The sequence below is a fragment of the Kitasatospora sp. NPDC094019 genome (assembly GCF_044764505.1).
GTDB lineage: Bacteria > Actinomycetota > Actinomycetes > Streptomycetales > Streptomycetaceae > Kitasatospora.
The window spans coordinates 696,657-716,409 of the sequence record NZ_JBIWIF010000001.1 but is presented as its reverse complement, the minus strand read 5'-3'; the positions used below and the strand labels follow the sequence as shown (position 1 = coordinate 716,409).

Sequence of the window (19,753 nt, the reverse complement as noted above, 5' to 3'; positions counted from 1 at the left end):
TGACGGGGTAGTTGGTCTAGTCCATTTTAGTGCCCAGGTGCAGGGAGCCCCTGAGCCGGCGTCAGCGGTTCGCCGCTGGCGCCGGTTCGGCATCTCCCGGCGTCCGTCAAGGCATGCTCCGTTCGATTCCCCCATCCTGTTCTGTCATGTCCTGGTCGTACGGCCCCACCCCGTGCGCGCGTTCCCGGACCCGGCGGAATCCCCCACACCAGGAGTCAGCACCCATGCTCCGTTCACGCATCGAAAGGGCCGGGGCCCCGGTTCAGGAGGGCGGCCGTCGCAAGCGGTCCAAGAGCCTGACCGCGATCGCCGCCGGTACCACGGCGTCCCTGCTGCTCGGCGCGGGTCTCGCGCTCACCGGCGGCGCCACGGCCAACGCCGCCGTCACCAACTCCACCGGCGCGCCCGCCACCAGCGGCGGCATCAAGGTGGCGTACTTCGACCAGTGGTCGATCTACGCGAACGGGTACTACCCGAAGACCATCCAGGACACCGGCGTGGCCGGGAAGCTGGACTACCTGATCTACTCGTTCGCCAACATCAACCCCACCACCCTCAGCTGTTTCGAGGCCAACAAGGCCGCGAGCCAGGACGAGAACAACCCCAACGCGGGTGACGGTGCGGGCGACTCCTTCGCCGACTACCAGAAGAGCTTCGGTCCGGACATCTCGGTCGACGGCGTCGGCGACGTCTGGGGCCAGCCGATCGTGGGCAACTTCAACCAGCTGAAGAAGCTGAAGGCGAAGAACCCCAAGCTCAAGATCCTGATGTCGCTGGGCGGTTGGACGTACTCCAAGTACTTCTCGGCGGCGGCCGCCTCGGACGCCTCGCGCAAGAAGCTGGTCTCGTCCTGCATCGACATGTTCATCAAGGGCAACCTGCCGGTCGAGGCCGGCTACGGCGGCCCGGGCTCGGCGGCCGGCATCTTCGACGGCATCGACATCGACTGGGAGTACCCGGGCGGCGGCGGCCACACCGGCAACCTGTCGAGCCCGAACGACAAGCAGAACTTCACCCTGCTGCTGAAGGAGCTGCGCGAGCAGCTCGACGCGCAGGGCAAGGCCGACGGCAAGAGCTACTACACCGCGGCCGCGGTGGGTGCCGGCCAGGACAAGATCAAGAACGTCGAGACCGACAAGATCGGTCAGTACCTGTCGTTCCTCGACATCATGACGTACGACATGCACGGCGGCTGGGAGGCGAAGGGCCCGACCAACCACCAGGCCCCGATCTACGCCGGTCCGAACGACCCGATGACCCCGGTCCCGGGCGGCACCGGCAAGTACTCGGTCGACTCGGCCGTCAAGGCGTACACCGCCGGCGACCAGCAGTACGGCATTCCGGGCGGCTTCCCCGCCAACAAGATCAACGTGGGTGTGCCGTTCTACTACCGCGGCTGGACCGGCGTCCAGAACAACGGCAAGAACGGTCTCTTCCAGCCCGCCACCGGCCCCGCCGCGGGTGCCTCCATGTCGGGCAACGTCGCGGGCATCCAGATGTACAAGGAGCTGGCCGGCTTCGTCGACAACCCGGCGAAGACGTACTGGGACGAGGACGCCAAGACGACGTACTTCTACGACGGCTCCACCTTCTGGTCCGGTGAGGACACCCGCTCGATCCAGGCCAAGCTGGACTACGCGCACTGCAACGGCCTCGGTGGGTCCTTCGCCTTCTCGCTGTACGACCTGGGCACCAAGACCGGCCTGTTCGACAAGATGGTCGAGGCCACCAACGGCTCCGCTGCGGGCTGCCCGGCGCCGCCGGTGACCACCCCGCCGACGACTCCGCCGACCACGCCGCCGACCACCCCGCCCACGACCCCGCCGACCACGCCGCCCACGACTCCGCCGACCACGCCGCCGACCACCCCGCCCGGCTGCGCGGGTGCTCCGAGCTGGGACGCGGCCGCCACCTACGCGACCTCGACCAAGGTCTCGTGGAAGGGTCACTACTACACCAACAAGTGGTGGACCAAGGGCGACGACCCGACCGCCAGCGGCGCCTGGGGCGTCTGGACCGACAACGGCCCCTGCTGACCCCGTAGTACCGACCGGGTGAGGACCTGACGGACCCTCGCACCCGTCGCACGAAACGTCCGGCCCGCCGGGGGACACCCCCCGGCGGGCCGGACGTTTTCGGCTGCCCGGGGGCGTGTCAGCCCTGTTCGGCGCCCCCCGGCGCGTCCGGCCGGCTCTCCTCGATCCGCCGCAGCATCCGCTCCAGCATCCCGGAGAGCATCGCGCGGTCCTCGCCGACGACGTCCTGGAGCAGTTCCTCCTCGAAGACGGCGGCCATCCGCATCGACTCCAGCCACTTGTCCCGGCCGAGGTCGGTCAGCTCGATGATCACCCGGACCCGGTTGGCCTCGTCCCGCTCCCGGGTGGCCAGGCCCTCGGCGACCATCCGGTCGATCCGGTGGGTCATCGCCGCCGGAGTCAGTCCGAGCCGCTTGGCCAGCTCGCCCGGCCCGAGCCGGTACGGGCTGCCGGACACCACCAGTGCCTTCAGCACCTCCCACTCCGAGGAGGTGATTCCCAGCACAGTGAGCTGCCGGTCGTAGGCGACGGTCATCCGCCGGGCGACCCGGGACAGGGTCTGCACGATGGTCTCCACCTGGGGGTCCACGGTGGGGAACTCCCGCTGGTAGAGCGCCACCTGCTCGGCGATGCCCAGCTCGCGGGCGGTGGCCGGCGCGGGCTTCTCTGCAGTCATGCGGACCAGTGTCGCACGACTGCGTGCACCTCTTAAGACTTTGACTCCGCACACTTCCGGTGCTAAGACTTTAGAGTCAAACTTTAGCTCTTAAGTCTTCCGGGCTTAAGAGTATCCAGTGAAAACTGACGAAGCCCTGACGGGCGGAGTCCGCAGGAAGGGGTGTGCACGGTGACCGGCACGGTGAAGCAGCAGAGGCAGCAGCGACGTGGGGCGGGCGGCCCGCTGCGCCGCGTCCAGATCGGGAACGCGCTCAGCGCGTTCGGCAGCGGGTTCACGATGCCGTACATGTTCGTGTACGTGGACCAGGTGCGCGGACTGGGCGCGCTGTCCGCCGGGATGGTGTTCACCGTCTTCGCGCTGGCCGCGCTCGCCGTGCTGCCGTTCACCGGCCGCGGCATCGACCGCTACGGCCCGCGACCGGTGCTGCTGGTCGGCGCCGCGCTGGCCGCCGCCGGCGCGTTCGCCTTCGGGCACGCCACCGGGACCCCGGCCCTGCTGGTCTCCTCGTTCCTGTTCGGCGCGGGTGTCACCACCTGCCAGCCGGCGCTCGCCACCATGATCGTCCGCTGCTCCACCGCCGCGACCCGCTCGCACGCCTTCGCGCTCCAGTTCACCCTGATCAACCTGGGCATGGGCATCGGCGCGCTGGTCGGCGGGCAGATCGTGGACGTCGCCGACCCGGCCAGCCTGACCCGGCTGTTCACCATCGAGGCCGCGACCTTCCTCGGCCTCGCCCTGGTCACCGGCAGCGCGCGGATCCCGAAGGCCGCTCCGCTGCTCGTCCAGGACGGCGCCGACGCCCCGCGCGGCCTGCGCGCCCTCGTCGCCGACAAGGCCATGCTCCGGCTCTGCGTGCTCGCCGGGCTGATCTTCTTCACCTGCTACGGCCAGTTCGAGTCCGGTGTCGCGGCCTTCGCCACCGACACCGTCGGCACCGCCCCGTCCACCCTGGGCCTCGCCATCGGCGCCAACGCGCTCACCATCGTGGTGCTGCAGATGTTCATGGTGCGGATCACCGCCCGCCGCCGCCGCACCACCGCGATGGCCGCCGCCGGCGTGGTCTGGCTCGGCGCCTGGGCGATGGCCCTGGTGGCCGGTCTGGTCCGGACCGAGGCGATGGCCGCCACGGTCGCGATCGTCTCGATCTACGCCCTGTTCGGCGTCGGCGAGTCGCTGCTCGCCCCGACCATGGGCCCGATCGTCGCGGACCTCGCCCCGGCCCGGCTGCTCGGCACCTACAACGCCGGGTACGCCCTGGTGAAGCAGGTCGCGATCGCCGTCGGCCCCGCCGTGGGCGTGTTGCTGGTCGGCTCCGGGACCTGGCCGCTCTACCTGGCGGCGATGGCCGCCAGCACCGTGCTGATCGTGGTCCTGGCGCTGCGCCTGCGGCCGTACCTCACCGCGGCCCAGGACAACGCGGGTCCCTCGGCCGGGGACGAGCAGGCCCCCGCCACCCCGGTCCGTACCCCGGCCCGGCCGGTCCGGGAGCTGCAGGCCGCCGCCTGACCCCGCCGCCCGACCGCCCGCGACGGGCGCCCGACAGGTCACCTGTCCGGCGCCCGTCGCGCTTGGTTTCGCGCCCACCGGCACATAGTGTCGGTGGCTGTTGACCGTCCGGCCCGACCCCCTCGGGGCCGGCACCCGGCGAGAACGGCGAAGCGGCGAGGCCACCGAGACCATGATCCAAGCGGAGCTCACCCACCCCCCGGCCGCGGCGGAGCCAGCCGACCCGGAACCGGAGCGGCGGGGGCTGCCGCGCCTCGCGGCGGTCCGCTGGGACTGGCTCGGGCCGATCGCCGTGGCGCTCTTCGCCGGACTGCTGCGGTTCTGGAACCTCGGCCACCCCAACGCCTTCGTCTTCGACGAGACCTACTACCCCAAGGACGCCTGGTCCCTGCTGCGGCAGGGCTACGAGGGCACCTGGCCCGAGCACGCGAACGAGCAGGTCCTCGCCGTCCCGCAGCAGATCCCGCTCACCTCGGCGCCCGAGTTCATCGCCCACCCGCCGCTCGGCAAGTGGGTGATCTCGCTCGGCGAGTGGGCGTTCGGCCTGCACCCCTTCGGCTGGCGGTTCATGACCGCGCTGCTCGGCACCCTCACCGTGCTGATGCTCGCCCGGATCGGCCGCCGGCTGTTCGGCTCCACCCTGATCGGCTGCGTCGCCGCCCTGCTGATGGCCGTCGACGGGCTGCAACTGGTGATGAGCCGGGTCGGCCTGCTCGACGGCGTCCAGATGTTCTTCGTCCTGGCCGCCTTCGGCGCCCTGCTGATCGACCGCGACCACGCCCGGGCCCGGCTGTCCGCCGTCCTCCCCGACCGGGGCGGGGACACCGTCCGGCTGGGGTGGCGGCCGTGGCGGATCACCGCCGGCGTCTGCCTGGGCGCCGCCGCCGGGGTCAAGTGGAACGGCGTCATGGTGCTGGCCGCCTTCGGTGTGCTCACCGTGCTGTGGGACCGCTCCGGCCGCCGCTGGGCCGGCGCCCGCCGCCCCTGGCGCTCGATGCTCCGCCGGGACGCCGGGCCCGCCTTCCTCGCCACGGTCGGCGCCGCGTTCGTCGTCTACGTCGGCGGCTGGGCGGGCTGGCTGTTCACCGGCGGCGGCCGGGGCGCGACCGGTGGCGGCTTCGACCGGCACTGGGCCGACGACCGGGCCGGTCTCTCCCCGGACAGCTTCCTCGGCGTCCCGCTGCCGCAGCTCCCGATGAGCTGGGTGCCCGCGCCGCTGCGCAGCCTCTGGCACTACCACGCGCAGATGTACGACTTCAACACCGGCCTCAGCAGCCCGCACACCTACCAGTCGAACCCGTTCAGCTGGCTGGTCCAGGGCCGTCCGGTCTCGATGTACTGGGAGCAGGTGCCGGCCGGCCAGCGCGGCTGCACCGCGTCCGGCGGCTGCGCGGCGCAGATCCTCGGCCTCGGTACCCCGCTGCTCTGGTGGACGGCCTGCTTCGCCCTGGTCTACCTGCTCTGGCGGTGGGCCTTCCGCCGGGACTGGCGCTCCGGCGCGGTGCTGTGCGCGGTGGCGGGTGTCTACCTGCCGTGGTTCCAGTACCAGGAGCGGACGGTCTTCTCCTTCTACATGGTGGTGCTCGTCCCGTTCCTCTGCCTGGCCGTCGCGCAGATGCTGGGCGCGATGCTCGGCCCGGACGGCTGCCCGCCCGAACGACGGCGGCTCGGCGCGGCCGGGGCCGGGCTGATCGTGCTGGCGATCATGGCCTGCTTCGCCTTCTTCTACCCGCTGTACACGGCGGAGGTGATCCCGATGACGTCCTGGCAGGACCGGATGTGGTTCACCACCTGGATCTGACCGGTGCCCGTGGTCCCGTCGGCCGCCGCCGGGGGACAGCTGTTGCCGGTGACCCCGGCCCTGGGCGCGGTCACCGCGGTGCTGCTGCTGGCCGCCGTCGCGGTCGCGGGGTGGGGCCGGCTCGGGCACGGACGGGCCGTGCTGCGGGCCGGGCTGCGCGCGGTGACGCAGCTGGCCGTCGTCGCGCTGGTGATCGCCTGGGTGGTCGACTCGCTGTGGTGGTCGGCGCTGTTCGTGCTGCTGATGTTCACGGTCGCGGTGCGGACCGCCGGGCGGCGGATGGCCCCCGGCCCGGGGCGGGAATGGCTGTGGGCGGCCGCGCCGATCGGCGCCGGGGTGCTGCCGGTGCTGGTGCTGCTGCTCGGCAGCGGACTGCTGCCGCCGAAGGGACTGTCGGTGATCCCGGTCGCCGGCATCCTGATCGGCGGCGCGCTCACCGCCACCTCGCTGTCCGGGCGGCGCGCCCTGGACGAGCTGCGCCAGCGGCACGGCGAGGTCGAGGCGGCGCTGGCGCTCGGCTTCGAGGAGCGGGACGCCCGGACGGAGATCTGCCGGACGGCCGCCGCCACCTCGCTCGTACCGGCGCTCGACCAGACCCGGACGGTGGGCCTGGTCACGCTGCCGGGCGCGTTCGTGGGCATGCTGCTGGGCGGGGCCTCGCCGGTCCAGGCGGGCACGGTGCAGCTGTTCGTGCTGGTGGCGCTGCTGGCGGTGGAGTCGACGGCGGTCGTGGTGGTGCTGGAGCTGGTCGGCCGGGGGCTGGTGGGCGTCGGGGACCCGTCCGGGCCGCCCGGCGGGTCCGCGCCGGGCGGGCGGAGGCGGTGATCGGGTAGGCTGGTCGGCGTTGAAGGGGAGTAGCCCTCCACCGGAACGTCGACATACTGGCCCCTCGGGGCCCGGCGCCCGGGGCACCGCGGATCTTCGTCCCGCGGGTGCCGGCGAGACCTTCGGCCGCAGTGCTGTGAACGCGGGCGCGTCGTGCGTCCCGCGTGTCTTCCATCAGCGCTGTCGGGCCGGAGCGACCCCTGACGGAGCTGCCCGCGGTCCGGCAGCCCGAACCCGAGGGACACCACCCCCGATGAGCCTGACCGTAGCCGCGATCACCTTCGGCATCGTCTTCCTGGCCGAACTGCCCGACAAGACCGCCCTGGCCAGTCTGATGCTCGGCGCCAAGTACCGGGCGAGCTACGTCTTCGCCGGGATCGCCGCCGCCTTCGCCCTCCAGGTGGGTATCGCCCTGGTCGCCGGGCACCTGCTCTCGCTGCTGCCGCAGCGCTGGGTCGAGGGTGTCACCGGCGTGCTGTTCCTGGCCGGCGCGGCGATGCTGCTGTTCCACGGCGGGGGCGACGAGGAGGACGGGCACGCCGCGAAGGAGCCGTCCGCGAACAGCTTCTGGAAGGTCGCCGGGGCCAGCTTCGTGGTCGTGGCGATCGCCGAGTTCGGCGACCTGACGCAGATCATGACCGCCAACCTGGCCGCCAAGTACGCCGACCCGCTGGCCGTGGGCCTGGGCGCCTGGCTGGCGCTGTGCGCGGTCGCGGGGATCGCGATCCTGGGCGGGCAGAAGCTGCTGAAGCACGTGCCGATGAAGGTGATCATCCGGGTGGCGGCGGGCATCATGCTGCTGATGGCCGGGGTCAGCATCTTCAAGGCGGTCACCGGCTGACGGTCCGTCCCGGGGCGGCCCGGGGTCAGCAGCCGGTGCGCTTCTCCAGGGCGGCCCGGGTGTTGGCCCCGTAGACGCCGCTCTTGTCGCCGTGGACGCCCTGCACGCTCTGGAAGTACGACACGTAGTACCGGGTGTCGCTGTCGTAGTAGCCGTCCACGGGGATGTCCGGCGCCATCCAGCAGAGCACCACGGCGAGCTTCTGCTGCATGGCCTGCACATCGGTGCCCTGCATGCCGTACTGCAGCACCCGGCTGGTGGGCGTCGGTGTTGGCGTCGCGCTCTGGCTGGGCGTCGCGGTGGCCGTCGGGGTCGGCGCCGGGGGCGTCGTGGGGGCCGGGGCGGGGTTCGACGGCGCCGGTGGCTGGGTGGCCGGGGCACCGGTCGGGGCCGGCGCCGGGGCGGGCGGGGCGGCGGCCGCGCTGGTGCTCGGGGCGGCCGGGGGCGGGCTGCTCGCGGTCGACCGGGTCGGCGACGGCTTGGCACTGGTCCGGCTCGGCGTGGGCGTCGGGGTCTCGCTCGTGGGCGGCGGTGTGCTCGGGCTCGGCACGGCCGGGGTGGTCGGGGCCACCGGGGCGGGGGCGATCGTCGTACTGGGCGGCGGAGCGGCCCGGTCGTGCGGGTCGGCGGACCCGGTGACCGCGTAGGCGAGGCCGACGGTGAGCGCCAGCAGGCCGGCGCCGGCCGCGACCAGCAGTCCCTTGCGGCGGCCGGGCCCGCCGCTGCTCTCCTGCTCGGCGGCCCGGCGCGCGGCCCGGCCACCGGTGGCTTCGGTGCCGTCGGGGGCGACCGGGAAGACGCCCAGCTCGCCGTCGGCGGGGGCGTCGTACGTTCGGGACCGCTCCCCGGCCGAGGGCGGGGGGAAGAGCGGGGCGGTGGCCACCGGGGGCAGCACGGTGGTCGCGTAGGCGTCGGCGTCCGGTCCCAGCGGGGGAGTCACGGGCGGCGGAGCGACCTGGGGCAGCACGGTGGTCCCGAACGGATCGGCCGGGGCGGGTGGGGCTTCGACGGTCGCCGGGAAGACCGGGTCCGCCACCTGGCCGACCGCCTGCGGCACGTACGGGCGGACCAGCGGCGGGCCCTCCAGATGCGGCAGGACGGCGGTCTCGTCCAGGCCGCGGTCCTGCGGGAGGCAGCCGCACCCGGTGGATCGTGCGGAGCCGCACGTCGGGCAGCGCTGGTCCGGCATCGGCCGGCCCTCCTCGGTTCTCGGTCGTTCTCGGTGGTTCGCGGTCCCGGACGCGCCGTCCGTCGGACTCGTGTTCAGGCGGTGGACGGGCCTGATTATGCAGGACGTCCCCGAGGGGGGACAGGGGCGTCCGGACCGGTGTGGGGGCCTTGTGCCGGTTGGTGGCGGTTGGGGATCGGTGAACGGTGGGTGTGCGGATGTGAAGGCCCTGCTGGGGGCCGTGGTGACGTTCGGCTCAACTGAACGGAGCAAAACGGTCCATTTCTGACAGCATGGTGGCCTGGAGTGATCATCCGCCGACTGTGAGGGATACGGAGACGCCATGACGGATCCGATCGCCCCGTCCGACCCGGGTCCGGGCCGGGGGCCCGGGCCGGGGCCGGCGGGTGCCGCCGCCGAGCCACCCGCCACCGCGGGCAGTCTGTGGGTGCCGATCGGGGCCCTGCTGCTGGCGATGCTGCTCGCCGCGCTGGACCAGACCATCGTCTCCACCGCGCTGCCCACCATCGTCAGCGACCTCGGCGGCCTGGAGCACCTGTCCTGGGTGGTCACCGCCTACATGCTCGCCTCGACCGCCGCCACGCCGCTGTGGGGCAAGCTCGGCGACATGTACGGCCGGAAGGTCTTCTTCCAGGCGTCCATCGTGATCTTCCTGCTGGGCTCGGTGCTGTGCGGCATCGCCCAGAACATGGGTGAGCTGATCGCCTTCCGCGCCGTCCAGGGCCTGGGCGGAGGCGGTCTGATCGTGCTCTCGCAGGCCATCGTCGGGGACCTCGTGCCGCCCCGGGACCGGGGGAAGTACCAGGGCGTCTTCGGCGCCGTCTTCGGGGTCACCAGCGTGCTCGGCCCGCTGCTCGGCGGCCTGTTCGTCGACAACCTCAGCTGGCGCTGGGTGTTCTACATCAACCTGCCGATCGGTGTGGTCGCCCTGGTGGTGATCGCCGCCGTGCTGCACGGGACGGAGGTCCGGCGCCGGCACCGGATCGACTACCCCGGCACCGTGCTGATCGCCTCGGTGGCCACCTGTCTGGTGCTGATGACCTCGCTCGGCGGGACGACCTGGGGGTGGAGCTCCTGGCAGATCGTCGGACTGGGAGTGCTCGGCCTGGTCCTGCTGGTCGCCTTCGTCCAGGTGGAGCGGACGGCGGAGGAGCCCGTCCTGCCGCTGCGGCTGTTCCGCTCCCGGACCTTCAGCCTGGTGGCGGTCATCTCCTTCGTGGTCGGCTTCGCGATGTTCGGCGCGCTCACCTATCTGCCGACCTTCCTCCAGGTGGTCATGAAGGTCTCGCCGACCATGTCCGGCATCCACATGCTGCCGATGGTGATCGGCATGCTGCTCACTTCGATCGGCTCCGGTCAGATCGTCTCCAGGACCGGGCACTACCGGATCTTCCCGATCGCCGGCACCGCCGTCACCGTCGTCGGCCTGTTCCTCCTCTCCCTGCTCGACGAGCACAGCAGCACCTTCGAGATGAGCTGCTACTTCCTGGTCTTCGGTCTCGGCCTCGGCCTGGTGATGCAGGTGCTGGTGCTGATCGTGCAGAACTCCGTCGGCTACCAGGACCTCGGGGTCGCCACCGCCGGCGCCACCTTCTTCCGCTCCATCGGCGCCTCCTTCGGGGTCTCCGTCTTCGGCACGATCTTCGCCTCCGGGCTCAACGACCGGCTGGCCGACGCTCTGGCCGGTGTCCCGCTGCCGCCCGGCTTCGGCGCCGGGGCGATCACCTCCGACCCGCGCGTCGTCGACCAGTTGCCCGCCGCCACCCAGAGCGCGGTCTACCACGCCTACTCCGAGTCGATCACGAGGGTCTTCCTCTACGCGGTGCCGGTGGCGGTGGTCGCCTTCGTCCTCTCACTGTTCCTGCGGGAGCAGAAGCTGCGGACCACCGTGACCGCCCCCGACCTGTCCGAGTCGATCGGACTCAACCCGGTCGAGCGCTCCTCGCTGGACGAGATCAGCCGGGCGCTGTCCGTCCTCGGCACCCGGGAGGCGCGGCGCGACCTGTTCAAACGGATCACCGCCACGGCGGGCCTCGACCTCAAGCCGGCCTCCAGCTGGCTGCTGCTCCAGATGTACCACCACGGCTCGGTGGAGCCCGCCGAGCTGGCGGAGCGCCGGATCGTGCCCTTCTCGGTGGTGGAGGAGGCGGTGCGCGAGGTCGAGGGCCGGGGTCTGGCGGCCCGCAGCGGCGGGCTGCCGCTGCGGCTCACCGAGCCGGGCGAGGCGGCCGCCGTCCAACTGGTCGCGGCCCGGCGGGCGCAGCTCGCCGAACTCCTCGGCGACTGGGACGAGAAGCAGTTCGACGACCTGGCCGCACTCCTCACCCGGCTGGCCTCCACGCTGTGCGCGGACCGGCGGGACCGGCCCGACCGGGTCGTGGACGAGCCCCCGTACCACGGTGAGGGTCGCTCCTTCTGACGCCGCTCGCCTCCGGCTACTGCGTCACGGACCCCCGAACCACCTCGGGGTGTCCAGCCGGAACGGGTCCCCGGGTGCGAGCGTCCGCAGTGCGTCCTCCAGGCCCCGCAGTTGCTCCTCGCCGCCCAGCTTCGCGATCCACTCCTCGCGCAGTTCCTCGAAGATCCGGGCCGACCGGGCCAGGCAGTCCACCCCGCGCGCCGTCAGTCGGACCACTTTGCGGCGGGCGTCCGCCGGGTCGCTGCCGCGTTCGACGTAGCCGAGCCGTTCCAGCTGTTCGACGGTCTTCCCGGCCGCCTGCTTGGACACCCCGAGCCGCTTCCCGAGCTCGACGGCGGTGGTGCCGTGCGGCCCGATCGCCTGGAACACGAACCCGTGCGTCGGGCGGAGGTCGGGATGTCCCTCGCGGGCGATCCGCTCGTGCAGCTCGTCGATGATCAGCCGGAACGCGAACAGTAGCCGCAGGGGCAGTTCGTAACCGGGCGACGCCTGCTCACTTGACATGATGGACAACCTCATTGACTATATGGACAACCTGATTGTCCATTCTAGAGGAGTCACCCGCCCTTGTCCGTCATCCGCAGCACCGACGCCCGCCGTACCGAGACCCCCAACGCCGTCATGACCACCTGCGCCTCGCCCACCCAGGGCGGCACCGGCCTCGCGCTGTGGCGGGTCGAGATGCGGGCGGCCCGCTCCGGCCCGCGCCACTCCATGGACACCGAGCAGGTGTGGACCTTCCTCACCGGCACCGCCGTCGTCGACCTCGACGGCGAGGAGCTCGCGATCGCCGCCGGCGACACCCTCGTCCTGCCCGCCGACGTCCCCCGGCGGCTGCGCTCCGAGGACGGTTTCACCGCCGTCGTCGCCTCTCCGGCGCCGTCCGTGGCCGCCAACCTGGACACCGGGGACCGGGTCGCCCCGCCGTGGATCGTGTGAGGTGTAGCAGACTGCCTCCCGGAACAACCCTGAGGAGGTACGGCGTGTCCGTCGTCAAGATCAATGTGCTGACCGTCCCCGCTGAGCAGCGGGACGTACTGGAGCAGCGCTTCGGAGCGCGGGCCGGCGCGGTGGAGAACTCGGACGGCTTCGAGTACTTCGAGCTGCTCCGCCCGGTCGAGGGCACCGACCAGTACCTGGTCTACACCCGCTGGCGGGACGAGGAGTCCTTCCAAGCCTGGCTCGCGGGCCCGATGCAGGCCGCCCACCGCCCGGCGGCCAAGGACGGCGACGCGCCGCAGCGGCCCGCCGCCAGCGGCTCGACGCTGTGGTCCTTCGACGTGGTGCAGTCGGCCGGCCCGAAGGGCTGAGGCCCGCATTCGCGCAGCGGCGCGCCCCGGACGCAACGGCGTCCGGGGTGCGCCGTCGTGGATTCGGGGGCGGATCGCGCCGTGCTCCAGGTAGGTGGTCGCGGACTGCGTCCTGGCGACGCAGGCGGCGCGGATACGGCGGGCAAGACGCGGGATGAGGAGTTCGTCGAGCTTGTCCGTGGAGTGGAAGGCGTGCTCGCCGATCTCGACCTGGTCGACCGCGATGTTGTCGAGTTCATCGGCTGCGAGGGTGCCGCCGTCGAAGACGAAGAGGAGCTTGTCGCCTTCGGTGGGGTGAGGTGCCCAGTCCGCGACGAGCAGGCGGCCGATCGGCGCAGTGATGCCGAGATCCTCCTTGACCTCCCGGGCCGCGCCCTCGCTCGGGGTCTCGCCGGCGTGGAGGTAGCCGCCGGGAATCTCCCAGCCGGGCTTGTAGGTTGGGTTCACGAGGAGGACGCGGTTGTCCTCGTCGAACAAGAGCACGCCGGCAGCGGTGCGGGGCTGAGCCACGACCCCGTGGGACAGGGAGTCGCTCATGGCGACGACTGTGGCCGCCCAGCCGCGTCATGCGACGATCTGGAGCCGCTGCGCGATGTCTGTTCGAGCGGCAGGGCCCGAGCAATTCGCCGCGCCATCCTCGGCCTTCAGCTGTTCGACCAGTCTGCGGCTGGTCGAACCCCGGGCCTCGACCAGTCGGCTCAGCTGCCCGTAGAAGCGGAGCTTGGGGCCTGACGGCGGGTCGGAAGTTACTGGTGGAAGGTGAATTTCGGACCCCGCCCCCGCTGCGGCCGAGCCGCATCAACCGGTCAGGGCCTCGCCGAGCCGTGTGTGAGCCGATCCGGCGAGGGTGCGGTGCAGGGCCTCGGCGCGAGACCGGATCAGCCCGTCGTGGTACGCCGCTGGCAGCTGCTTCCAGGCCCCGACGGCCATGTCCGCGGCGGCGGCCGGGTCGCCGTCCATACTCAGGCAGGTCGCCGCGTCCATGGTCAGCAGGGCTCGGGTCATGACGGACGGCGACCTGGTGAGGGCAAGGGCTGCCTGCTGTTCGGCGTTCGCCTCGCGGGTGCGGCCCATCAGCGTGAACACCTGGGACAGGTGAACGTGGTGCTTCTGAAGCGGATAGCCGAACCAGGTGTCGGCGGCCTGCGCGGTGTTGAGGTGATCGGCGATGTTGCGGGCGTCGGCTACCGCGCGAAGGGCCCCTCGGTGGTCACCGATGGAGGCCAAGGCGCGCGCGGTGACGGCGGCGGCCAGGGCTGCGGCGGCCGTGGGGGTTCGGCCTGCCTCGCGGCGGGCGCTGATGGCCAGGTTCGCGGCGGCGTTCGGGGCGCCGTAGTTCAGCGGAACCATCGCGTGCCGGGCCAGGACCCAGGCCAGCATGTGCCGGTCGCCGGATTCGCGCGCAGCCTTCTCGGCGGTGGTGAACCAGCCGTGGGAGTCGCGCTGGTCACCGCGGTCGTGCTGGATGATCGCGACCAGTCCGGTGATCCCGGCGGCGGTGCGGGCCAGGTCGGTACGGGTGCCGACGGGGTGCGGGCGGCAAAGGAGGTCTTGCAGGAGATCGAGGTCCTGGCGCATCTGCGTCAGTACGACTCCCGGTGCCCGACCGTGGTAGCCGCCACGGTGGCGTTCGAACGCCCCGTCCAGGTACGCGAGGTCGCCGGCGTCGGAGCCGGACAGGCCGACGTCGATCCCCTCTCGCGCCGCCGCGATGCCTGGCAGCGCGGCGACCCCTGTCGCCAGTGCCGCCGCGCCGAGAAACTGTCGTCGATTCACCGCCGTACCCTCCTCTCTTTCGTCTTCGACCGGCTGCTGGTGGAGCCTGCGCCAGCGCCGCGAGGTAGCCACGGCTCGGGCGACCTCCTCCACCGAGAGCCCGTACCCGTCGGCCAGCAGCTGGTGCCACCTAGGGGTGGGCAGACGTCGCTCGGTCTCCCAGCGCTTCAGATTCTCCGGGTCGAACCACGTGCCGCCTTGAGCGTCCTGTAGGAGCAGGGCCTGCTCGTCGCGGGTGAGTTCGGCCATCTCCCGGATCCGCCTCAGCACGGCGCCGATGCCGTCTGGTGCCATCATGCCCATCCCCAAGCCTCTGACTGACTGGTGCCCGATCCTGGCCCCCCGAAGCGGCCCCCCGTGTGAGAAATGCACCCCCGACTGGCACCACCGGCGCCACTACCAGCAGTAGTTGACTGTGCACCAGCCAAGCGGAGAGCGGGTGAGATCAGTTCCTTCCCTCCACATGGCGCCACCAAGCTCCCCAGCTCCGGCCTGACGCCCCGAAGGGTTCCTTCGACATGCGCGTGTGCAGCAGCAGCTTCTTCCTGGCCTGTGACCCCGTCTCCGTCCCCATCAGCCGCCGGCGGCTCGGCCGGCTGATCAAACAGTGGGGGGTCCGCATGGACAACGACAGTCGCCTGGCCCTGGATACCGTGATCTCGGAACTCGTCACCAACGCGGTGCGGCACACCACCGGAGCGACGGTCACCGTCGGGGTGCACACCAACCTCGACCTGCGGCGCCTGATCATCGAGGTCTACGACAGCTCGCAGGCCCTGCCCTGCCAGCAGGCATCGGGCCCGGAGGCGGAGGCCGGCCGGGGCATGTTCCTGGTCGAGTGCCTGGCCGTCGCCCACGGAGCCGAGCGCACCGCACGGGGCAAGAAGGTCTGGGCCGAGGTCGCCCTGCCCGAGTAGCCGCCAAGCCGCCGCCAGCTCCTCGTCCACCCCCCGGTCGGGCGGTCCGCACAGTGATCCGCCGCCTGTCGGGTCGCCGCTGCACACCAAGACACCCGCCCGCCCCGGCCGCTTCCCGCGCTCGCAGCCACGATCGAGAGGACGACATGACCACCACCCAGCACGGCGCAGCGATCACGGACACCGCCCGGCTTCACGGCCGGGCTGCCGTCCGCAGCTTCCTGGAGGGCCCGTCGCTGACGGCGGCCGACCTGTCGATGGTCCTGCTCGTGCGCGAGGACAGCGAGGACGGCGACCGGCCGATGCCGACCGTCACGGTGGCCGAGATCCCGCAGACTGTGCGCGACCTCGCCGCCCGGGGCATCCGCTCAGTGAAGGTGTTCGCCAACAGCCTGCGCCGCGACGCCGAGGCGTCCGGCGCCGTGGCATCGGACAGCCTGATGGTGCGGGCAATCCACGCCGCCAAGGACGCCGAACCTGGCATCGCGGTGATGACCGAGAACTGCTTGTGCGGCCACACCGACACCGGCGAGTGCCACCTGACCAGCGCCGGCCGGATCGACCTGGACCGTACGGCGGCGATGATCGCCGCTCAGGCCGTCATCCAGGCCGAGGCCGGCGCCGACATCGTGGGACCGGCCGCGATGATCCGGGGCACCACCGCCTCCGTGCGCCGGACCCTGGACGAACACGGCCACCGCGATGTGGCCACCATGCCGCACCTGATCTTCGACTCCGCCCTCTACGAGGGCTACCGAGCCACCATGCGGGCAACCCCTGCCTCCGGTGCCCACCGGCCGTTCCAGATCAGTCCGCGCCGGCCGGAGACCGCGGTGGACACCGGCTTGGCCTTCGTCGGCGAGGGAGCCGACATGCTGCTGCTGGAGCCGGGGATGCTCTCGGTGGACGTGCTCGCCACCCTCAAGCAGAAGACGTCGGCGCCGCTGATGCCGTTCTCCGTCTCCGGCGAGTACACGCGGCTTGCTCCGCTCGATCCGGACACCGGGCATCGGGACTTCCGCCCGCTGCTGGAGCTGTTCACGATGCTCAAGCGCTCCGGGGCGGAGCGGATCATCACCTATGCCGCTGCCGATCTCGCCCGGCTGCTCACCGGCTGAGCGGCCGGGCGGATCTCCGACAAGATCGCCTCGGCGCCTTGGTCCAGGAGAAGGCCGGCCACCTGGATACCCAGCTTCTCCGGCTCCGAGACGGGGCCGGAGAAGCTGGCCTCGACCTGCTTGGTCCCGTCCAGGGCGGTGACCTGCGCGTGCAGCGACAGCATGTCGCCGGTGGCCTTCGCGTAGGCGCCGACCGGGACCGAGCACCCGCCGTGCAGTTCGCCGAGCATCGCCCGCTCGGCCCGCACCTCCGCGTCCACCAGCGGCTCGCCGGTGTCGGCCAGGATCTCGCGGGCCAGCTCGTTGTCCTCGCGGATCTGGATCCCGAGCGCCCCCTGGCCGGGGCTCGGCGGGAACTGGTCGAGCGGCAGCAGCTCGCCGATCGCGTCGTCCAGGCCGAGTCGTACCAGCCCGGCGGCCGCCAGGACGACGCCGTCCAGGTTCATCGTCCTGAGCTTGTTCAGTCGGGGCGGAACGTTGCCGCGGATCGGCACGAACACCAGGTCCGGGCGGACGTGCAGCAGCTGGGCGATCCGGCGGGCAGCGGAGGTGCCGACCCGCCCGCCCTGGGGCAGGGCGGCCAGCGTGGAGCCGCACAGCGCGTCCCGCACGTCCTCGCGGCCGGGCGGGGGCAGCAGCACCAGGCCGGGCGGGTTGCTGGTCGGCAGGTCCTTCAGCGAGTGGACGATCACGTCCACCTCGCCCCGCACCAGGGCGGCTTCCTGCTCGGTGGAGAACGCGGAGCCGCCCGAGCGGGCCGACACCTGCGACAGGGCCGTCTTCCGGTCCCGGTCACCGCCTTCAAGGATCACCTGGTGGCGGAACTCGACGTCGGGGAAGCGGTCCCGCAGCGGCGCCAGGAACTCCTTGACCTGCGCTCGCGCGAGGTGACTGGCCCGCGATCCGACAATCAGCGTCCGCATTCCCGAACTCCCGGCATATGAAGCGATGTTGACCGCATGCTACTCGAACGCGGGCCTGCCCTTTTTCCGACGGTTTGTCGGAGTCGTGATTGGAGAGATCGAATGCCGTCCACCCGCCGCACGATCCGTATCGGTGCCCGCGCCTCGGCCATGTCGCTTGCCCAGCTCGCAGGCGTCCGGGCCGACCTGGCCGCCCTCCACCCCGACGTGGTCACCGAGCTGGTGCCGTTCGTCGTGGCCGGGGACCGCGAGCCGGGCGAACAGGCCGAACTGCACGACAAGGGCGCCTTCACCGGCGACATCGAGGAAGCCCTCCTGAGTGGGGCGTGCGACCTCGCGGTCCACTGCATGAAGGACGTGGCGGGCGACCCGCTGGTCACCCCGGGCACCGTCTTCGCGGCTCACCCCAAGCGGGCGGACATCCGAGACGCCCTGATCCACCCGGGCGGCCTCACCCTCGACCAGCTGCCGCCCGGTACCCGGGTTGCCACCTCGGCGGTTCGGCGTGTCGCCCAGCTCACCCGCAGCCACCCCCACCTGGACATGGTGCCGATCCGGGGAACGGCGAACCTGCGGCTGGCCGCCTTGGACGCCGGGGAGGTTGATGCGCTGGTGCTGGCCGCCTCCGGACTGGAGCGCATCGGTGAGCAGCATCGGATCAGCGAGGTCCTGACCGTCGAGCAGATGTGCCCGCCGTTGGGAGCCGCCGTGCTCGGCTTGCAGTGCCGCGAGGACGACACCGACCTGATCGACCTCCTCGCCCCGCTCGGTGACCGTGCGACGGCGCGGGAGATCGCCGCCGAGCGGGCCCTGCTGAACGTCCTGCGCGGGCACTGCAACAGTCCGATCGCCGGGTTCGCCCGGTCCTTCGAGGACGGGCGCCTGGGCCTTCGTGCGATGGTCTTCTCTCCGGACGGCGCCACCGTGCTGGCGGCCCGGCAATCAGCCGCCCGGCTCAGCCCGGAGGCCCTCGGCATGGGGGTGGCCGCCACCTTGCTCCGCGAGGGCGCCCGGGACCTGATCGATGCCATCGCGCACTGACCTACCATGCGTCAGTGCCCAGCTGACCCCCGGAACTTGGCCTCGCCTGTCAGTCGGGTCGGCCTCGTCCACGAGCGGCGTGAGTGCGAGAGACAGTCTGGCAGGGCGGATCCAATGCTCGGCCCGGGTTCCACGCCGGGCGGCTGGTTTCCGTTCTGCCTGTCGTCCGGTGATTCATAGCGTGAGGGCGCATTGTTGAGGGCGTGAGTGCGCCGGGCTGGGTGCGCGTGCGCCGCCCGATCGGGTGATGGGGATGAGGTTTCCGGGGCTGTTCGCTGGACTAGCGTGATCATTGCGTTCGGCAACGAAAAGCCCCGGCGGTGCGCCAACACCCCGGGGAACGGCACCAGGAGAGAGAACTCCAAGATGCACATCAATCGTATCCCCAAGCACGCGCCCGGGTACACGATCCTCGACAACGGGCATGTCGTGCGGAAGCACTCGCTCAGTTGGGCGGCGCGCGGGTTGCTCGGGTACCTCCTCAGCCTGCCGAACGGCGCTCGGGAGGATGTCCGGACGCTGGCCGCGAAGAGCGTCGAGGGGCGGGCGACGGTGGCCCGGGCGTTGCGTGAACTGGAGGCGGCCGGGCACTACGTGCGGCGGACCGTGCGCGACCCCGTGACGGGGCGGGTCAGGACGGCTGTCTCCGTCCATGAAGTGCCGTTGGCGGACAAGGCGGTCCACACGTTGCCACCGGTTCCCGTGACACCGGCCGCCGGGCCGCCCGGCGCCGGGAACGCGGGAGGCCCCTCCTTGAGGGTAAGGACGGTGAGGTGGAAGGAACCTTCCGTCCTTCCGGCGATGACGGCGCCCCGGATGACGGAGGGGATGGGGCTGCTGCTCGAACTCGGATGCCGGGAACCGGCGTTGGCGCTGGCCGGCAAGCCGCTGGCGGACCAGGCCGCGCGGGTGGAGGGCCTGTTGGCGGGCGGATGGTCGGCGGAGGCGCTGATGGGCATCCTGGCCGCGCCGCTGCCGGGGAAGGTGACCCACAGCGTTGCGGCGATCCTCGGTGGGCGGTTGACGAAGGTGCCGCCCGTTCCGATGGGCCTTGGCGTCGCGGTCAAGCCGACGACGGTGCCGCGCCCGAGGCGCCACGAGTGCGCGGGACGGGACGGCCTGTGCGGCCGTCCCGTCGGCGCCGCGGCGGAGCTGTGCACCGGCTGCCGCCAGCCCCGGGCGGTGGGGGACCGGACGGTGTCGCGGATCTCGGTGTAGTCGGTGGGGCGGTGGGCTGCGGGGCGACGGTGCTGTCGCGGGTACGGGGGCACGTCCGACGGGTGGAGCAGCCGGGGGTCGGCGAACCAGGTGACGTCCGGTGCCAGAATTAGCGGCGGATGTGGCGGGGTGGGCGGCGCGGCACCCGGCTTCG

17 protein-coding genes and 1 pseudogene are annotated in these 19,753 nt (G+C 71.9%); 12 read left to right on the top strand and 6 right to left on the bottom strand.

Annotated features, from left to right (window positions below):
• Positions 1–224 precede the first annotated feature (224 nt).
• The gene (locus tag ACIQ9P_RS03210) at positions 225–2,036 is read left to right on the top strand and encodes a glycosyl hydrolase family 18 protein (RefSeq protein WP_402348804.1); all 1,812 of its coding nucleotides are present in this window, start codon (positions 225–227) and stop codon (positions 2,034–2,036) included.
• Between the two features lie 118 nt (positions 2,037–2,154).
• Here the strand turns inward: ACIQ9P_RS03210 and ACIQ9P_RS03205 are convergent, their stop codons facing one another.
• Positions 2,155–2,712: a MarR family winged helix-turn-helix transcriptional regulator gene (locus tag ACIQ9P_RS03205; protein ID WP_402348801.1), complete on the bottom strand. Its 558-nt coding sequence runs from the start codon at positions 2,710–2,712 to the stop codon at positions 2,155–2,157.
• Positions 2,713–2,883: 171 nt separating this feature from the next.
• Between ACIQ9P_RS03205 and ACIQ9P_RS03200 the strand changes: the two genes are divergently transcribed.
• The 4 genes from ACIQ9P_RS03200 (at position 2,884) to ACIQ9P_RS03185 (ending at position 7,688) form a co-directional block, all read left to right on the top strand.
• Positions 2,884–4,221, top strand: a complete 1,338-nt coding sequence (locus ACIQ9P_RS03200; protein WP_402348798.1) for an MFS transporter — start codon at positions 2,884–2,886, stop codon at positions 4,219–4,221.
• A 172-nt stretch (positions 4,222–4,393) separates the two neighbouring features.
• Positions 4,394–6,022, top strand: coding sequence for a dolichyl-phosphate-mannose--protein mannosyltransferase (locus ACIQ9P_RS03195; protein ID WP_402348796.1), 1,629 nt, complete (start codon positions 4,394–4,396; stop codon positions 6,020–6,022).
• A 3-nt stretch (positions 6,023–6,025) separates the two neighbouring features.
• The gene (locus ACIQ9P_RS03190) at positions 6,026–6,847 is read left to right on the top strand and encodes an ABC transporter permease (RefSeq protein WP_402348794.1); all 822 of its coding nucleotides are present in this window, start codon (positions 6,026–6,028) and stop codon (positions 6,845–6,847) included.
• A 253-nt stretch (positions 6,848–7,100) separates the two neighbouring features.
• The gene (locus tag ACIQ9P_RS03185; RefSeq protein WP_402348791.1) at positions 7,101–7,688 is read left to right on the top strand and encodes a TMEM165/GDT1 family protein; all 588 of its coding nucleotides are present in this window, start codon (positions 7,101–7,103) and stop codon (positions 7,686–7,688) included.
• Between the two features lie 25 nt (positions 7,689–7,713).
• On the opposite strand, the gene ACIQ9P_RS03180 is transcribed toward ACIQ9P_RS03185, so the two are convergent.
• Positions 7,714–8,877: a peptidoglycan-binding protein gene (locus ACIQ9P_RS03180; protein WP_402348788.1), complete on the bottom strand. Its 1,164-nt coding sequence runs from the start codon at positions 8,875–8,877 to the stop codon at positions 7,714–7,716.
• A gap of 322 nt (positions 8,878–9,199) precedes the next feature.
• Here ACIQ9P_RS03180 and ACIQ9P_RS03175 point away from each other — a divergent pair, with 322 nt between their 5' ends.
• Entirely contained in the window at positions 9,200–11,296 is a 2,097-nt protein-coding gene (locus ACIQ9P_RS03175) for a DHA2 family efflux MFS transporter permease subunit (protein ID WP_402348785.1), read from the top strand.
• A 24-nt stretch (positions 11,297–11,320) separates the two neighbouring features.
• On the opposite strand, the gene ACIQ9P_RS03170 is transcribed toward ACIQ9P_RS03175, so the two are convergent.
• Entirely contained in the window at positions 11,321–11,800 is a 480-nt protein-coding gene (locus ACIQ9P_RS03170) for a MarR family winged helix-turn-helix transcriptional regulator (protein WP_402348782.1), read from the bottom strand.
• A gap of 63 nt (positions 11,801–11,863) precedes the next feature.
• Here ACIQ9P_RS03170 and ACIQ9P_RS03165 point away from each other — a divergent pair, with 63 nt between their 5' ends.
• Together ACIQ9P_RS03165 and ACIQ9P_RS03160 are read left to right on the top strand one after the other, a co-directional pair.
• Positions 11,864–12,235, top strand: a complete 372-nt coding sequence (locus ACIQ9P_RS03165; RefSeq protein ID WP_402348779.1) for a cupin domain-containing protein — start codon at positions 11,864–11,866, stop codon at positions 12,233–12,235.
• Positions 12,236–12,279: 44 nt separating this feature from the next.
• Entirely contained in the window at positions 12,280–12,606 is a 327-nt protein-coding gene (locus tag ACIQ9P_RS03160; RefSeq protein WP_402348776.1) for an antibiotic biosynthesis monooxygenase family protein, read from the top strand.
• Between the two features lie 228 nt (positions 12,607–12,834).
• On the opposite strand, the pseudogene ACIQ9P_RS03155 reads toward ACIQ9P_RS03160, so the two are convergent.
• Positions 12,835–13,143, bottom strand: a pseudogene (locus ACIQ9P_RS03155) (NUDIX domain-containing protein); the annotation flags it as partial.
• 261 nt (positions 13,144–13,404) lie between these two features.
• Positions 13,405–14,685, bottom strand: a complete 1,281-nt coding sequence (locus tag ACIQ9P_RS03150; RefSeq protein ID WP_402348773.1) for a helix-turn-helix domain-containing protein — start codon at positions 14,683–14,685, stop codon at positions 13,405–13,407.
• A gap of 215 nt (positions 14,686–14,900) precedes the next feature.
• Here ACIQ9P_RS03150 and ACIQ9P_RS03145 point away from each other — a divergent pair, with 215 nt between their 5' ends.
• A complete protein-coding gene (locus ACIQ9P_RS03145; protein ID WP_402348770.1) occupies positions 14,901–15,299 on the top strand; it encodes an ATP-binding protein in 399 nt (132 codons plus the stop codon).
• A gap of 146 nt (positions 15,300–15,445) precedes the next feature.
• Positions 15,446–16,417 (top strand): hypothetical protein, encoded by a 972-nt coding sequence (locus ACIQ9P_RS03140; protein WP_402348767.1) that lies wholly within the window; start codon positions 15,446–15,448, stop codon positions 16,415–16,417.
• Here ACIQ9P_RS03140 and hemC (ACIQ9P_RS03135) read toward each other — a convergent pair.
• Positions 16,378–17,340, bottom strand: coding sequence for a hydroxymethylbilane synthase (gene hemC, locus ACIQ9P_RS03135; protein WP_402348764.1), 963 nt, complete (start codon positions 17,338–17,340; stop codon positions 16,378–16,380). The two genes, ACIQ9P_RS03140 and hemC (ACIQ9P_RS03135), sit on opposite strands and share 40 nt — an antisense overlap.
• Before the next feature lie 102 nt (positions 17,341–17,442).
• On the opposite strand from hemC (ACIQ9P_RS03135), the gene hemC (ACIQ9P_RS03130) reads away from it, so the two are divergent.
• Entirely contained in the window at positions 17,443–18,381 is a 939-nt protein-coding gene (hemC, locus tag ACIQ9P_RS03130) for a hydroxymethylbilane synthase (protein ID WP_402348761.1), read from the top strand.
• A 366-nt stretch (positions 18,382–18,747) separates the two neighbouring features.
• Positions 18,748–19,599: a helix-turn-helix domain-containing protein gene (locus ACIQ9P_RS03125; protein WP_402348758.1), complete on the top strand. Its 852-nt coding sequence runs from the start codon at positions 18,748–18,750 to the stop codon at positions 19,597–19,599.
• The last annotated feature ends 154 nt before the right edge of the window (positions 19,600–19,753 follow it).

Bases quoted from the DNA above. Each gene is read 5' to 3' on its own strand.
- ACIQ9P_RS03210 (WP_402348804.1), top strand. From the start codon at position 225: ATGCTCCGTTCACGCATCGAAAGGGCCGGGGCCCCGGTTCAGGAGGGC.
- ACIQ9P_RS03205 (WP_402348801.1), bottom strand. From the start codon at position 2,712: ATGACTGCAGAGAAGCCCGCGCCGGCCACCGCCCGCGAGCTGGGCATC.
- ACIQ9P_RS03195 (WP_402348796.1), top strand. From the start codon at position 4,394: ATGATCCAAGCGGAGCTCACCCACCCCCCGGCCGCGGCGGAGCCAGCC.
- ACIQ9P_RS03185 (WP_402348791.1), top strand. From the start codon at position 7,101: ATGAGCCTGACCGTAGCCGCGATCACCTTCGGCATCGTCTTCCTGGCC.
- ACIQ9P_RS03180 (WP_402348788.1), bottom strand. From the start codon at position 8,877: ATGCCGGACCAGCGCTGCCCGACGTGCGGCTCCGCACGATCCACCGGG.
- ACIQ9P_RS03175 (WP_402348785.1), top strand. From the start codon at position 9,200: ATGACGGATCCGATCGCCCCGTCCGACCCGGGTCCGGGCCGGGGGCCC.
- ACIQ9P_RS03170 (WP_402348782.1), bottom strand. From the start codon at position 11,800: ATGTCAAGTGAGCAGGCGTCGCCCGGTTACGAACTGCCCCTGCGGCTA.
- ACIQ9P_RS03150 (WP_402348773.1), bottom strand. From the start codon at position 14,685: ATGGGCATGATGGCACCAGACGGCATCGGCGCCGTGCTGAGGCGGATC.
- ACIQ9P_RS03145 (WP_402348770.1), top strand. From the start codon at position 14,901: ATGCGCGTGTGCAGCAGCAGCTTCTTCCTGGCCTGTGACCCCGTCTCC.
- ACIQ9P_RS03140 (WP_402348767.1), top strand. From the start codon at position 15,446: ATGACCACCACCCAGCACGGCGCAGCGATCACGGACACCGCCCGGCTT.
- hemC (WP_402348764.1), bottom strand. From the start codon at position 17,340: ATGCGGACGCTGATTGTCGGATCGCGGGCCAGTCACCTCGCGCGAGCG.
- hemC (WP_402348761.1), top strand. From the start codon at position 17,443: ATGCCGTCCACCCGCCGCACGATCCGTATCGGTGCCCGCGCCTCGGCC.
- ACIQ9P_RS03125 (WP_402348758.1), top strand. From the start codon at position 18,748: ATGCACATCAATCGTATCCCCAAGCACGCGCCCGGGTACACGATCCTC.